The 15,605-nt window shown below is 54.5% G+C and carries 11 protein-coding genes; 4 read left to right on the top strand and 7 right to left on the bottom strand.

The window, feature by feature from the left end:
* Positions 1-173: 173 nt before the first annotated feature.
* The 5 genes from SACSAC_RS12755 to SACSAC_RS27095 form a co-directional block, all read right to left on the bottom strand.
* A complete protein-coding gene (locus SACSAC_RS12755) occupies positions 174-2,045 on the bottom strand; it encodes an ABC transporter ATP-binding protein (RefSeq protein ID WP_037286933.1) in 1,872 nt (623 codons plus the stop codon).
* On the bottom strand, positions 2,038-3,789 hold the full coding sequence (locus SACSAC_RS12750; RefSeq protein ID WP_037286930.1) for an ABC transporter ATP-binding protein: 1,752 nt from the start codon (positions 3,787-3,789) through the stop codon (positions 2,038-2,040). The genes SACSAC_RS12755 and SACSAC_RS12750 overlap by 8 nt, the downstream gene beginning before the upstream one ends.
* The gene (locus SACSAC_RS12745; protein ID WP_084778041.1) at positions 3,786-4,322 is read right to left on the bottom strand and encodes a MarR family winged helix-turn-helix transcriptional regulator; all 537 of its coding nucleotides are present in this window, start codon (positions 4,320-4,322) and stop codon (positions 3,786-3,788) included. The genes SACSAC_RS12750 and SACSAC_RS12745 overlap by 4 nt, the downstream gene beginning before the upstream one ends.
* A gap of 659 nt (positions 4,323-4,981) precedes the next feature.
* Positions 4,982-7,273 carry a helicase C-terminal domain-containing protein gene (locus SACSAC_RS12740; RefSeq protein ID WP_037286927.1) on the bottom strand — a complete coding sequence of 764 codons (2,292 nt, stop codon included), beginning with the start codon at positions 7,271-7,273 and terminating at the stop codon, positions 4,982-4,984.
* A gap of 245 nt (positions 7,274-7,518) precedes the next feature.
* On the bottom strand, positions 7,519-8,652 hold the full coding sequence (locus tag SACSAC_RS27095; RefSeq protein ID WP_051507083.1) for a C40 family peptidase: 1,134 nt from the start codon (positions 8,650-8,652) through the stop codon (positions 7,519-7,521).
* Positions 8,653-8,744: 92 nt separating this feature from the next.
* Here SACSAC_RS27095 and SACSAC_RS28240 point away from each other — a divergent pair, with 92 nt between their 5' ends.
* Both SACSAC_RS28240 and SACSAC_RS12730 read left to right on the top strand, forming a co-directional pair.
* A complete protein-coding gene (locus SACSAC_RS28240) occupies positions 8,745-9,092 on the top strand; it encodes a hypothetical protein (RefSeq protein ID WP_169833772.1) in 348 nt (115 codons plus the stop codon).
* Complete coding sequence (locus SACSAC_RS12730) at positions 9,019-10,899, top strand: LTA synthase family protein (protein WP_037286924.1); 1,881 nt, start codon at positions 9,019-9,021, stop codon at positions 10,897-10,899. Before SACSAC_RS28240 ends, SACSAC_RS12730 begins: the two co-directional genes overlap by 74 nt.
* A 70-nt stretch (positions 10,900-10,969) precedes the next feature.
* Here the strand turns inward: SACSAC_RS12730 and cidR are convergent, their stop codons facing one another.
* Positions 10,970-11,863: a cidABC operon transcriptional activator CidR gene (cidR, locus tag SACSAC_RS12725; protein ID WP_037286921.1), complete on the bottom strand. Its 894-nt coding sequence runs from the start codon at positions 11,861-11,863 to the stop codon at positions 10,970-10,972.
* 167 nt (positions 11,864-12,030) lie between these two features.
* Here cidR and SACSAC_RS12720 point away from each other — a divergent pair, with 167 nt between their 5' ends.
* Complete coding sequence (locus SACSAC_RS12720) at positions 12,031-12,402, top strand: CidA/LrgA family protein (protein ID WP_037286918.1); 372 nt, start codon at positions 12,031-12,033, stop codon at positions 12,400-12,402.
* Positions 12,399-13,082 carry a CidB/LrgB family autolysis modulator gene (locus SACSAC_RS12715; RefSeq protein ID WP_037286916.1) on the top strand — a complete coding sequence of 228 codons (684 nt, stop codon included), beginning with the start codon at positions 12,399-12,401 and terminating at the stop codon, positions 13,080-13,082. The genes SACSAC_RS12720 and SACSAC_RS12715 overlap by 4 nt, the downstream gene beginning before the upstream one ends.
* Positions 13,083-13,185: 103 nt before the next feature.
* On the opposite strand, the gene SACSAC_RS12710 is transcribed toward SACSAC_RS12715, so the two are convergent.
* On the bottom strand, positions 13,186-15,605 hold a 2,420-nt coding region (locus SACSAC_RS12710; protein ID WP_037286913.1), incomplete at its 5' end, for an S-layer homology domain-containing protein.

Raw genomic sequence — 15,605 nt, 5'->3', positions numbered from 1 at the left:
GGCATGAAAAAGAACCGGCAGAGTATGCCGGTTCTTTTCGGGGAGAGGTTAGGAGTCGAGCGCTTGTTGCATGCGCGCTCGGCTCAACCTCCGGTTTGAACTGACTAAGTTCAAGAGATAAAAGCTTAAAGCTCTACTTGTCAGAAATTCACTCAATCACAAACCCTCAAACCTCAAACGGCTTCTTCGGAGAATTGGCTGTTGTAGAGGTCGGCGTAGAAGCCGCCGGCTTCGAGCAATTCGTCGTGGGTGCCTTGTTCGATGACTTCGCCGTGGTTCATGACGAGGATCAGGTCGGCGCCTTTGATCGTGGACAGGCGGTGGGCGATGACGAAGCTTGTGCGGTCCTGCATCAGTTCGCCCATGGCTTGTTGGATAAAGATTTCGGTCCGCGTATCGACGCTGCTTGTCGCTTCGTCAAGGATCAGGATGCGCGGATCGGCCAAGACGGCGCGGGCGATGGTCAGAAGCTGCTTTTGACCTTGCGAGATGTTGGACGCGTCTTCGTTCAGCACGGTGTCGTAGCCTTCGGGCAGCGTGCGGATAAAGTGGTCGGCGCGGGCAGCCTCGGCTGCGCGCACAATCTCTTCTTCGGTCGCGCCTTCGCGTCCGTAGGCGATGTTCTCGCGAATCGTTCCGCCGAACAACCAGGTGTCTTGCAGAACCATGCCGAACAGGCCGCGCAGGCGGTTGCGGTCGATTTCGCGCGTGTCTACGCCGTCGATTCGGATCGTACCGTCGTTGATTTCGTAGAAGCGCATCAACAAGTTGATCAGCGTCGTTTTGCCCGCTCCGGTCGGACCTACGATCGCGACGGTCTGACCCGGAGCCACGTCGATGCTCATGTCTTTGATCAGCGGTTTTTCTTCCGAATACCCGAAGCGGACATGTTCGAACGCTACGGCGCCGTTACCGGACAAATGACGTTCCAGTTTGCGGTCCGGCGATTGTTCTTCTTCGTCCAGAATTTCGAAGACCCGTTCCGCCGAAGCGATCGCCGACTGAATAACGTTTGCGATATTCGCAGTCTGCGTGATCGGTTGGGAGAATTGGCGAGCGTATTGGATAAAGGCCAGGATATCGCCGATGCTGATCCGGCCGTTGGTCGCGAAGATACCGCCGACCACGCAGATCAGGACATAACCGATGTTGCCGATAAACGACATGAGCGGCATGATCAGGCCCGAGATATATTGGGCTTTCCAACCCGATTCGTACAGCTCTTTATTGTGTTTCTCGAATTTATTTTGCGAATCGTCCTCGCGTCCGTAAGCTTTGATCACGCGGTGGCCGTTGTACATTTCTTCGACGTGTCCGTTCAGGTCGCCGAGGGAACGCTGCTGACCCGCGAAATGCTTCTGCGAACGCTTCGCGACCATGATGACGACGATCAAGCTAAGCGGAATCGTCAGCACCGTAATCAAGGTCATGACCGGGCTGATCGTCAGCATCATCACGATAACCCCGATAATGGTCACGAGCGAGGTGATGATCTGGGTCAAGCTTTGTTGCAGCGTGTTGCTGATGTTATCCATATCGTTGGTGACGCGGCTCAGCACGTCGCCGTACGGGTGATTATCGTAATACTTCAGCGGCAGACGGTCGAGTTTTTCCTTGACCTCTTTGCGCAGACCGTACGAAGTCCGCTGCGCGACGCCGGCCATAACAAACTGTTGAATATAGCCGAACAATGCGCTGGCGACATACAACCCGGCCAGGATCATGACGATCTGCCAGATATACTCGAAATCGACGGCTGCTCCCGGAATGTCCTGCATTTTCGCAATGACGCCTTCACTTAGTCGAGTGACGGCCTTCGCCATGACTTTCGGACCCAAAATATTGAAGACGGTGCTCAAAATTGCCGTAATCAGAACAACGAGCAAATGATATTTATAAGGAGCCAGATAGCCCGCAAGACGCTTGAACGTGGCTTTGAAGTTTTTCGCTTTGACGACCGGCATGCCCATTCCGCCGGGACCGCCCGGTCCAGGGCCCATGCCCGGCCCTTTGCGAGGCGCTGCGTTACGATTTTGTTCACTCATTTACGTTTCCTCCTACCTGTGCGCCCAGCTCTTCTTCGGACAGCTGCGACGACACGATTTCGCGGTAGACTTCGCTGGTACGCATCAGCTCATTATGGGTGCCCATACCCGCGATGCGTCCCTGGTCAAGCACGATGATCCGGTCCGCATCCATGACGGTGCTGACCCGCTGCGCAACCATCAGAACGGTCGCGTCATTGATTTCCGTCTTCAGCGCGGCGCGCAATTTGGCATCGGTCTTGAAGTCGAGCGCGGAGAAGCTGTCATCGAAAATATAAATTTCCGGACGACGCACCAATGCGCGCGCAATCGACAACCGCTGCTTTTGACCGCCGGACAGGTTAGAACCGCCTTGCGATACCGGAGCGCCATAACCTTCTTCCAGGCCGTCGATGAATTCCGCGGCTTGAGCGATTCGAGCGGCTTCCCGAACTTCTTCATCGGTTGCGTCCTCTTTGCCGTAACGGATATTCTCTTCTACGCTGCCCGTGAACAACAGCGCTTTTTGCGGCACATAACCGACTTTGTGCCTCAACGCTTCCTGCGGAAGTTCCCGAATGTCGGCTCCGTCTACAAGAATGCTTCCTGAAGAAACATCATAGAAACGAGGAATCAGGTTCACCAACGTGGACTTCCCTGAACCGGTCCCGCCGATCAGCGCCGTCACTTCGCCCGGTCTTGCCTCGAACGAAATATGCTCAATCGCCGGGGCTTCCGCGCCTTCGTAGCTGAACGACACATCGCGGAACTCCAGATGTCCGCGTTCCGAGACGGACTTAGGCGAACGGGAGTCTTCGATATCGGGAACGGCGTCCAGCACCTCGTTGATCCGTCCTGCCGATACCGACGCGCGCGGCACCATGACGAAGATAATCGATACCATGATCAGCGAGAACAGGATTTGCATCGCGTATTGGATAAAGGCCATCAGGTTACCCAGTTCCATATGCCCGGCGTCAATCCGATGACTGCCGTACCAAACGATCGCGATCGTCGAGAAGTTCAAAATCAACATCATGGCCGGCATCATCGCCGCCATCAGTTTGTTGACCTTGATCGCGGTATCCATCAAGTCGGCGCTTGATGCGTCAAAGCGTTTGCGCTCGCTGTCTTCGCGGCCGAAAGCCCGAATAACCCGGATGCCTGTGAGATTTTCGCGAAGAACGAGGTTGAGCTTGTCGATCTTTTTCTGCATGGCCTTGAACAGAGGCAGCGCGCTTCGTCCAAGCACCAGAATTAGCAAAGCCAGTACCGGAATGACGACCACCAGCACCAACGACAGCTTCGCATCCTTGGATACCGCCATGATGATACCGCCGATCATCATCATCGGAGCCATCGCCATCATGCGGAGCAGCATAATGAGTACCTGCTGAACCTGCGTGATATCGTTGGTCGTCCGCGTGATCAGCGATGCCGTACCGAATTTGTCGAACTCTTTCAACGTAAAACGCTGCGCGTGCGAGAATACCCGACTGCGCAAATCACGACCGAAGCCCATCGAGACTTTGGCGGACAAATAACTCGCGACGATCGAACACGCCATGCCGACCAACGCCACGCCGAGCATCAAACCGCCGATTTCCCAAATGTACGGGATGTCGCCTTTGGCAATCCCGTCATCGACGATATCCGCCATAAGCGTCGGCAGGAATAGTTCGGTCAAAGCTTGAACGAATACGGCCAGCAGGACGAACACGACGCCTACCCGGTAGGGCTTAAGCATGCGAAACAGTTTCATCATAACGGGCTCTCTCCTTTATCGGACGCCTCTGCGTCCCTTTCTTGGCCAGGTTCTGCGTTCTCCTTGGCTTGTTCCTGTTCTTCGCGGCGGGCAAAGTAGTCATGAGTGCGGTCGAGCAACTTCACCAACATCCGGGTATCTTCCTCTCCCAAATAATCGGTCAACCCGCCTACCATCGACTCCATCTCCTGAATAAACGAATCCGTGACGCGCACCCCTTCGTCCGTCAGCGAAATCCGAACCGCCCGTCGATCCGACGGGTCCGATCCGCGAGTAACGAGTCCATCCGTCTCCAGCCCCTTGATCAGCTGCGTTACGGTCGGCGACGTCACGTCCAGAATCCGGCTGATCTCCGACACCATAATCCCCGGCTCTCCGTGATCGACGCGGCCTCGAAGCACCATCAGCAGCATGCCTTCGCTCTGCTTGCGCCCCGCCATCGGTCCGCCGTGCTTCTTCTTGCCTCGATGCTGAAATCTGCGGATCGTAATCATCAATTCCCGGGCTAACGGGCTTAAGCGCGATTCCATCATGCTTCTCCCTTCCCTCTTCCGTTATCGGACGTTTCATATTCCATTTTAAGGAAAAAGTAAATATTTAGGTTGACTAATAATTAGGCATGCAATCTATTAGCTACCTAATTGTATTCCGGTGAATGATGAATGTCAACTTTGACATGTGGAGTGTGGGAAAAAGTTTCTTCGGCGGGGGAAGCGAGAAGACTGCGAGAGAAATTGCCAGTATACGCTTCCGAAGTGCATTTCTTCGAAATGCTTCACAGGACGCTGTCTCACTTGGAAAAGTCGATTGAAAGTTTGAGTTGAAGTTTTCCAAGTTCAAAGGCCAACACTTGATGGGTGTTACCGCAGGTTTTCTTCGAAATCCTGTATTTCACTGAATTTCTCTCTCCGTCTTCTCGCTTCCAGCTACGTTTTCTTTCTCCCACACATGTCAAAGTTAGAATTTGGGGGAGAAGGCAAGAAAAACCCTTCATCATTTTCGATGAAGGGTTTCGCCTTTAAAAAGGTCTCATTCTGTCCGGAAGCACTAGCGGAGGGAGAAATTCAGTGAAAGATGCCTTTGAGCGCGGAAAGCTGGAAGCTTTCTGCTCGAGACAGCATCTTGAACGAATTTCTCCCGCAGCGCCCCAGCTTCCCCACCGAATAGGACCTTTTTTAACTAAGAAAAACGGTCATCGCGTCCCCCATTCGTCCGGGAGGAGGGAGCGGTACGGTTCTTGGAGGAAGCGGTCGTCGGCCAGAATCAGCACGCCGCGGTCTTCCTCGGTGCGAATCAACCGTCCTCCGGCTTGTTGAACTTTGTTCATCCCCGGATAGACGTAGGCATAGTTGAACCCGCTCCGACCGCGTTCATTGTAATAATCCCGAATGATGTCCCGCTCCAGACCGATCTGCGGCAGGCCGACCCCGATAACCGCCACTCCCGTCAATCGGTCGCCCGCCAGATCAATGCCTTCCGAAAATACGCCTCCCATGACGGCAAAGCCGACCAACGTCTTTTCCCGGCCTGCCGAGAACGCGTCCAGAAATCCAGTCCGATCCCCTTCCGACATGCCCGAATCTTGCCCGATGATCTCGACTTGCTCCCGATCAATCCGTGCCTCGAACGCCTGCCGAATTTCCTGCAAATACGCATAGGACGGGAAAAAGAACAAATAATTGCCCGGGCGCTTGTTCACCGTTTCCGCCAAAGCCGCCGCCAGCGAGTCCTTTGTTCGCTCCCGATCGCGGAACCGCGTCGAATACGGCAGTACCGTCACCTCGAGCTGCTCCGGGCTGAACGGCGACGGGATCGACAGCGTGTAATCCTCCTCGGACGCGCCCAACATTTCCCGGTAAAAACCGAGCGGAGCCAGCGTAGCGGAAAAGTAGACGGCGGAACGGTAGTTTTTCGACGCCTGAAGCAGCAGTTCCGACGGGTCGAGGCAGAACATTTTCATCTTCACCTCGCTGCCGTCCGTTTCTACGTACGTCACGTATTGATCCCCGTACAACCGCCCGATCCGCAGAAAGGTCTGCGCAGCGAAATACGCCTCCAACAGTTCTTCTTCCGACTCGCTGCCGTGCACCGTCACGAGCGCATGCTCCGCCTGATCCACGAACGGCTCCAACAGCTTGAACATCACTTCCGGCGGCTCGTTTCCGACGAAGCGCCCTTCTTCCCCCGCCTGCTTGCGCAGCAGAATCAGATAGGCGTTGACCCGCTCGGCCGCGCCGCGCACGCCTTCATGTATCCCTTTATACCCGCGCTTGATCTCCAAAAAGGCAGACTTCAGCAGCTCGGCCGAAAACATCTCGCGTCCGCGCTCGACCAGGTTATGCGCTTCGTCGATCAACAGCGCCGACTTGCCGCGTTGCTCGTCCGACAAGCGTTTGAACGAGATGCGCGGATCGAATACGTAGTTGTAGTCGCAAACGACCACATCCGCCGCATACGCGGCATCCAGCGAAAATTCGAACGGGCAGACGGTATGCTTGCGCGCATAGTGTTCCAGCACCTCCCGCGTGACGCGGGTCTCGTGCTCGAACAAATCTTGCAGCGCGTCGTTGATCCGGTCATAGTAGCCGACCGCGAAGCGGCACTGCCCGCCCGCGCAATCCTCTTCTTCTTTAAAACAAACTTTGTCTTTCGCCGTGATCGTCACCGAGCTTAAATAAGCGCCGTTTTTCTCCAGCAGGTTCAGCGCTTCTTCGGCACCCGCGCGAGTGGTCGTCTTGGCTGTCAGGTAGTAGATCCGTCCGATCAACCCTTCCCCGATCGCTTTAACGGCCGGGAAAAGGGTGGAGATCGTTTTGCCCGTTCCGGTAGGAGCGCGCGCCAGCAAGTTTTTTTCTTCGCGGACCGTTTTGAACACGGCTCCCGCGAACAATCGCTGCCCTTCCCGGTAATGGCCGAACGGAAAACCGAGCGCCGACGCTGCGGCATTGCGTTTCTCCTCGCGCTTTTTGAGCAGCAGCGCGAACGGCGCGTACCGCTCGGCCACATCCTGTACGAAGGCGGTCAGTTCGTCCAGCGTTTGCGACGTCTCGCGCACGCTTCGTTCGCCGCCGGGCTTGTGCACGTAAGTCAGCCGCACGCCGACTTTTTGAAGTCCAGTTTCCAAAGCCAGCATATACGCGTAAAACTTGGCCTGCGCCCAGTGCACGTCATGCCCGCCTTCGATCTGCTCGGGAGTCTCCGACGTCGACTTGATCTCGTCAATCGTATAGCCGCCGTCTTCGCCCAGCAGCACGCCGTCGGAACGCCCTTCCACCTGAATCAGCAGCTCGCCTGCGGCGCAGGATAATTCCGTTTTTAAAAAGACTTCCTTACGGTCGTTTTCTCCATACTTCTCCTGGACTTCGCGATGGATGCGCGTCCCTTCCTGCAACGCGTTGCCGAAGCGCATCCCCGATTCCAGACTCCCGCTGCGGAACACGTATTCCACCAACGGACGAACGGAGGTTTTCACGGCATAAGTCATACAAACTCCCCCTTTCCGGGAAGATGATCGTTGATTCTTTTTGAACATTTATCGCTTTTTTTATTTTCGTGCAGACGAAAAAGCATTTTGGCACGTCTATCTTATTATAGACGATACCTGACGTTCCGAAATCCGGCCACGCAAAAAAGCGGCCTTCGCTGCAAAAGCGAAAGCCGCCTGAAGCGACCCCATATCTCGTCAGAGTGATAGCGCGCAAACTTGATTGGGTCGACTACAATTTGCAATTATTGAAGTACGCGTCTTGCCGATACGTAATGATCCTGCCAGTATTTGAGGTCAAGCGGCGAAATTGCCACGCCGTCCTTGCTGGCACTGTTATGTACCAGATTGCCGTTGCCGTCATAAATGCCGACGTGTCCGATCAGTCCCGGCACGCTGCTCCAGAAGAACAACAAGTCTCCTTTTTGCCATTGATCCTTTTCGACCGCGATGCCGATGTCTTTCTGATAAGCGGTTCCGAACGGCAAGCTCACGCCTTCAAGACCGAATACATAACGGGTGAACGAGGAGCAGTCGAACAGAATCGGAGCTTCGCTTTTCCCGAATCCGTAGCGCGTGATGCCTTGCAGAGCAAGCGCATTCTCGATGACGCGATCCGCGGTATCCGGCGTAATCGCGTTGCCGGTCGGGATATCCGAAGGCGCAGGCGTTGAAATCTCCGGCTGCACCGAAGGAACGCTGACGGGAGGTGCTGGCGTCGTGACGGGCACCTCTGCCGCAGGCGGCGCGAACGACGTCACTCCTGAAAGCGTGTACGTGACATAACCCGTCGAGACGTAACCCGTCACGCCGCTGTTGTCCGTGATTTTGAGCCAAGCCGAGTTCGTCAGTTCGACTGCCGTAAAGTTCTCTCCTGCGGACAACACGCGATACACGTCGCTGCCCGATACAGGTTCGGAGCGGAAATTGACGTTCTTCGTGACTACGCCGCTGCCTGCCGTAACCGCCGGGCTAGAAACCGGCTTTTCCACAGCCGGCTTCACATTCGAAGGAGCAGCCGGAGCGGATGCCTGCTTCACGGAGGAAGATGACTTTTGATTCGAAGAAGCCGATTGCGTTGTCGCGGAAGCAGCAGCTTTCGGCGCAGCAGCCGATGGTTGGGTATACGTTACATAAGAAGAAGACACGTAGCCGGTTTTGCCTGCCACCTGAACTTTAAGCCAATACGTATTGGACCCGTCCAATACTTCGAGCTTGGTACCGGGCTGCAAGGTACGGTACACGCTGCCCTCGGATGCCGACGGGGCCGATCTGAGATTGACGGGGCGGTCGACTTTGCCGGGAGCGGCATCTGCAATGGCGGGCAGGGTCATTACTAAAGTCGATGCTGCGAGCAGGCTGAAGAACGTTCTTTTCATGATTCCCTCCTTGAAGTACGGCGCCGTGCACCGATTCCTTATCTTCATAAACGAAACGGCACGAAGCGACGCATGAGTGCGATCGGAAGCGCTTGACGAAGACGGATGACTATTATAACGATATTTTAACTTCTATCGGCCGGAATCGCCAGCTTTTTGAGCAAATTCGGAAGGAATCGGAAACGTTTTTGACATCTTTTGTTGCCGGGAGCATAATATCTAAGGATTTATCGCGCATCAGCCAGAAAATGGGACAAATCACGCGAAACGGTTTATCCCTATATAACAGGTTTGCTGGCGAGGGTTTTCCTGCCGCATCCTTTATTTTTTACTTAACGAAAGTATATAGAAAAGGAGCTTTGCAACGTGGAGCCGATCAAAAACTGGTGGTCTTTATTGACCCGACCCTTCGTTTTATTCACCTTGATCCTGCTGGTTAAAGGCTATATCGCTTGGGGACCGATCTTCGAAGACACCCCGCTCTGGGGCCCTCTTCTGACCGAGATTCCGTTTCTGTGGATCATTTTCTGCCTGCTGGAATGGCTGGCGACCAAACGTAAACTGCTATGGTATATGGTCACCAACCTGCTGGTTACCGCACTCTTTTTTACTGCCATCATTTATTTCAAATATTACGGCAACCTTGTGACCTACCATGCACTCGACCAGGGCCGTCAGGCCGTCGAAGTCAGCGACAGCGTCTTCTCCCTAATGTCGCCGCAGTACCTGCTGATCTTCACCGACATCATTGTGCTCAGCGTCTGGTTCTTCATGAGCAAAAAAGCGCGCAGCTGGAGACAAAACATCGTTCACCATCGGATGAGCCGACGTGCGCTGGGCAGCGTGCTGATTGTGTCGCTAGTCCTGTGCACCATGAACGTGTGGCCGAACCGCGCCAGCATGAACGAGGTCGTCAAGGCAGAGAAGATGGGCATCTTGAACTATGAAGCCTACACGCTGCTGACGGACCGCGAGGAAGAACCGATTCCGCTCGACGAGATTTCCCAGGAACGAATCGATACTCTCAAAGGCGTGCAGCATCGCGAGAAGGCCGCTTACTATGGTGCTGCCCAAGGCAAAAACCTGATCATCCTGCAAATGGAGTCGCTTCAGAATTTTATGGTCGGTCTCAAGATCGACGGTCAGGAAATCACGCCGAATTTGAATAAGCTATCCGAAGAAGGTCTATATTTCCCGAACTTCTACCAGAGCGCGGGACAAGGAAACACTTCGGACGCCGAGTTCACGGTGAACACTTCTTTCTACATCCCGCCGCGCAAGGCTGCCGTGATCGCTTACGGGGAAAAGGAACTGCCGAGCCTGCCGAAGCTGTTGAAGGAACAAGGCTATCAGACCGCTACCTTCCATACGAACGACGTCAACTTCTGGAATCGAAATCAGCTCTATCCGGCGCTTGGCTTTGACAAGTATTACGATAAAGAGTTCTTCGGTACGGACGACACCTTATTTTTCGGCGCTTCCGATGAAATTCTGTATGACAAGACGACCGACGAACTGCAAAAAATGGACGAGTCGGATCAGCCTTTTTATGCCCAGATCATCTCGATGAGCGCGCACCATCCGTTCACCATTCCGGAAGAGAAGTACAAGATGAAATTGCCGGAACGTTATGAGGACACGCTTGTCGGCGATTACATTCGCGCTCAAAACTATGCGGATTACTGTCTGGGTCTGCTTATTGACGAATTGAAGGAAAAGGGATTGTGGGAAGACAGTCTGCTGATGCTTTACGGCGACCACTTGGGTCTGCCTGTTCATTCGATGAATGAACAAGACCTCGAATTGGCAAAAGAAATCTTCGGTCACGACTATACGTATAGCGACATGCCGAACATCCCGTTCATGATTCTCGGATCGGGCGTGCATGCAGAGAACGTTCAGACGCAGCTCGGCACGCAGGTCGATATTTTGCCGACTGCCGCGAACCTGCTTGGAGTTGCCTTGAAGGATCATATCCACTTCGGTCAAGATCTGCTCAATCAGAGCGAGAATATGATCCCGGAACGCTATTACTGGCCATCGGGTTCGCTTATTACAGGCGATACCCTGTTCATCCCCGGCACAGGCTACGAGGACGGCACGTATTACCCGCTGAAAAAAGGCGGCACGGCTTCTTCGGGCGTAACCGAAGAGCAGTATAACCGAATGCTTGACCTGTTCGAGCTATCCAGCAGCTATGTACGCCAGATGCCGGATCGTCCTATTGAAGAGGAAGAACAAGAATAAGAAGTTCATGTCATAAAAAAACCGCCGACGGATTGAACCGTCGGCGGTTTTTGCCATGAAAAAAAGAACTTCAAACCGGCGTACCGCCCAGCCACTCCCGCGTAAACGAAATCCATTCGCGCGCCGCATACGACTGGTATCGGTCTTTCCGCCAGATGACGCCGAGCCGCCACCAGATCGCAGGCTCCTCCAGCGGAACGATACTTACGGCCTTACCCGACGCCTGGCGGCAGATCGTCTCCGGCAAGAGCGCCACGCCAAGGCCCGCCGCTACCATTTCGCTGATCAAATCCCACTGCGAGCTTTCGTACACGATTCGCGGCTGGAAGCCGGCTTGCAGGCATTCATTGATAATGCGGTCATGCAGCGTGAAGTCTTCCCGGAAAAAGACGAAGTTCTCCTGCGCCAGTTCTTCCAGCCTTGCGTTCGTTGCGCCCGCCAGTCTGTGCGATTGCGGGACGATTAGATTCAGACGCTCTTCCGCAAACTGGAACGAGTCGAAGACGTCGAACGATAACGGCAGCACTACAACTCCGATATCAAGCTCGCCGTCGGCCACGTCAGATTCTATTTTTTTCGCTCCGTCCTCGAATACCTGAAGCGTCACGTCGGGGTAACGATTGTGGAACGCTCCGATGACTTTCGGGAAAAAGCTCGACCCCACCATAGGAGGCAGGCCGATACGAATATGTCCGCTTTTCAACTCTGCCAGATCCCCGAGCTTTGCCGACAGGCTGGAGAACGATTGGGTGATCGACTGCGCTTGCTCCATCACTACCCGGCCCGCATCCGTCAGCTCGATCCGTTTGCCGATTCGGTCAAATAACGTCGCGCCTAACTCTTCCTCCAATTGGCGGATCGCTTTGCTGATTGCGGGCTGACTGAGGTAGAGGGATTCCGCCGCGCGAGTGAAGCTTTTTAGACGTGCCGTTTCCAAAAAATAAGCCAAATGCCGAATATCCATAAACCGCCTCCATAATCAAAAATACATAACTGTAAGGAATGATCTTCATTCTTTATATTCATTTTACTCATGAAAGAAATAGATGTAAAATTTTCAATATAGAGATTCAGTTGCAGAACGTTTCTACCCCATTTTTCACACATCGCTCGGAAAGGAGCATCCATGGTATGAAAAAAACACTGCTGGCCGTGATTCAGGTTGCGGGCCTGATGGGTTTCTCCCTGCTCATGAATCGCTTGGCGGTCTGGATGCACATTCCGATTCCCGGCAGTATCTTGGGGATATTCGTCTTATTCATGCTCCTCCAGTTCCGGCTCGTGAAGCTGGAATGGATTGAATTAGGAGCTAACTGGTTGCTGGCCGAGCTTCTTTTGTTTTTCATCCCCGCCGCCGTCGGCGTCATGAATTATATTCCCTTGCTTGAACAAGACGGAATCCGCATTCTGGCCGTCGTCATTCTGAGCACCCTGATCGTCATGGTCAGTTCAGGCTTGCTGGCAGGCGCCTTATCCAAAAGAAAGGAGAGTCGAACCTCATGATTAACGAAGTCGTCACGTACCTGACCGCCACGCTCGTTATCTACTATGCCGCCAAGTGGGTATATCGCAAATATCCGCGCGTTTATCTATCGCCCCTGCTTGTCACGCCGATTATTCTGGTTGCGCTGCTCCTTGCCACGCATTCGTCCTACGATAGCTACAACGCAGGCGGGGCTTGGCTCTCCAAACTGCTTCAGCCGGCTACGGTCGCCTTTGCCGTGCCGCTGTATAAAAATCTCCAGACGCTTAAAAAACATGCGGGCGAGATTGTCGCAAGCGTGTTGTTCGGTTCTCTGATGGCTATGCTGTCTTCAGCTCTGCTGGCTCGAATGATGCACCTTAACGGCGAACTCGCCAGCAGCCTTGTCCCGCGCTCGGTCACTACGCCGATTGCGATGAACGTGTCGCAAATGATCGGCGGCGTTCCCACCATCACGGCCGTATTCGTCATTATGACCGGTTTGCTCGGCGCGATGATGGGTCCTTCCGTCGTTAAGCTGCTGCGCATCGAAGGCGATATTGCTCGCGGCGTGCTGTTTGGGACGAGCGCGCACGGCACGGGGACTTCGAAAGCCTTCGAGTTGAATCCGCTGACCGGGACGATTTCGAGCATTTCGATGATTCTTGCGGCTCTGTTCACGCTGTTGGCAGCGCCTGTGATGCTCGGGCTGCTGGGTTGAACCTATTTTGAACTTTCTCTTTATTTATGCAAAAAAAGACCCCCGCCTACATTTGTAGGAGAACGGGGGTCTTTAACTATTTCGTTTACTTTGATTATTGCGCTTACGACGTGAAGTTGTCGCTCATGCGCTCGATCAGTCGAACCAGGACGGTTGCCGCTTCGGCGCGCGTCGCATTGCCCTTCGGATCAAGCACGCCGTTCGTTTTGCCGATCAAAATGCCTTCTTCAAGCATCCGGCTGATCGGCTCCTGTGCCCAATTGCCGACGCGGCCGTAATCACGGAAAGCTTCTGCCGCCGCGTAATCCGGGCTGTTCGGGAATACGTCCGGATTCAGCCAAAGCATGGCATTGGTCAAAATTTTCGCCATTTCTTCGCGCGTAACCGGTTCGTCCGGATCGAAGTTGCCTCCGGTATAGCCGTTCACGATCCCTTGTTCGTAAGCCCCTTGGATCGAAGCGGTATACCAACGGCCGGCCGGCGTATCCGAGAAGATCGGCGAATTCTGCGAATTGATGCCCAGCAGGGTAGCGACCATCTTCGTAAACTGTGCCCGAGACAGCGTTTCGCGCGGTGCGAAGCTGCCGTCCGGCAGGCCGTCGATAACGCCGAGCGCGGCCAATCGTTCGATCGCGCTTTGCGCCCAGTATCCGGAGATATCGTTGAACGTGCGCGGTTCGCGCATCGTCAAGGTTACGATCCGGCCCGGTACGTCAAGTTCTTCGCCTTCACCCTCGGTTTCCGGCGTAACCGGGTTTGTTTCCGGGGTGACGGGGTTCGGAGCCGGAGTTGGAGTTCCCGGTGCAGGATCGGCAGGTACAACGCCAGGTTCCGCTGGAGTTGTCGGAGTTTCGGGCTGCGTCGGCGGCGTTCCCGTTCCCTCGTCGCTGACCGGATAACTGATCGGTACGATTGCCGATTCTATTCCTCCGCGATTTACGCCTACTTGAATACTGCCTCCTGCCGCGTTGAGAGCAAGAGTAATCGTAACGCTGTCTGCTCCTTGAGGAACTACAGCGCGCCCGATGATGGATGAACCGTTTGGACCATAAAGGGTTACTACGTCTCCCCCTTGCAATCCGCTTACCGTTACGCTGCTGCCTGTCGCTCCGTTATTGACGATGCTTACCGTTCCTGTTGATGGTACGGTTGGCGGCGCAGGATCGTAACTGACGGTTGTAGGCACGCTGCTTGTTTGGCCGTCTCGATTCACCACAACCTGTATAGATCCTCCCGCAGGAGCCACAGAAATGTCAACGCTGGCGCTGCCGTTTACAGCCGGTTGCGAAGTTACTGTTGTACCGGATGCATCGGTCACCGTAATCGTATCTCCGTCTTGAAGTCCTCCGACGACTACAGTACCGCCGGTATCCCCTGTTCGATTGATCACGATTTGAGTAGGCGGTTGTACGGGATCGGCAGGAGCAGCATCATAATCAATAATAATCGGATCGCTCGTGAGGGTTCCGCGCTGCAGCACCATTTCCAACGTTCCGCCTTGCGGATCCAGTCCTCCGCTTGCGATAAAGATTGTGACACTTCCGTCTGCGGATGCTACAGCTTCGCCGACGATATTTTGACCATTCCTCAAAATGACCCGATCGCCAGCACGAACACCGTTGACCACGACAACTCCTTCGCCCGTCGCAGTAACTGTCGGAGTTCCCGCAGTCGGAGCAGTAATCGTTTCTGGATCATAAGCACTCGGTTGTTGAGCGCTTTCTACTCCTCCGCGCGTGATCGTAACGTTAATTCCACCCGTTTCCGGAGTCAGGGATACCGGAATCGTGACGCTTGTTCCGGTTGCCGTCTGTTGGGCGAGCAATGTTGTACCGTCCGCTGCATAAACACGAACGATATCACCTGCTTGAACATTATTGACGACTACTGTATCCGCATCGGTGCCTTCATTGTTTTCCACAATGATATCTTCAGGAGCCGGAGGCGCAACGGTCGTCGTTTCTTCCTCATCGTACGACACAGCTTCCGACGGCAGACTAGCTTGCCCGTCTCGCGTCACAATGACCACGATTTCTCCGCCTGCGACATCCAGATCGGTCTGCACCACGACACTTGTACCGTCAGCAGCCACCGTGCCCGTGCCGATCGACGTCGTCAAATCGCCGGCTTCGTACACGTTGACTACGTCTCCAGCTTGCAGACCGGATACCGTAACAGTTTTCGTCGCGTCCGTATTTGTTACTTCAATTTGCCCGGCCGTCGGAGCCGGCGGTGCCGTCGTTGTTTCTTCTTCGTCGTACGACACAGCTTCCGACGGCAGACTAGCTTGTCCGTCTCGCGTTACAATGACCACGATTTCTCCGCCTGCGGCATCCAGATCGGTCTGCACCACGACACTCGTGCCGTCGGTAGCTACGGTGCCCGTGCCGATCGACGTCGTCAGATTGCCGGCTTCGTACACGTTGACCACGTCTCCAGCTTGCAGACCGGATACGGTGACCGTTTTCGTCGTGTCCGTATTTGTTACTTCAATCTGCCCGGCGGCCGGAGCCGGCGGTGCCG

Source organism: Saccharibacillus sacchari DSM 19268 (assembly GCF_000585395.1).
Lineage (GTDB): Bacteria > Bacillota > Bacilli > Paenibacillales > Paenibacillaceae > Saccharibacillus > Saccharibacillus sacchari.
The sequence above is the reverse complement of the archived record's forward strand: the minus strand, read 5'-3'. Positions and strand labels throughout refer to the sequence as shown.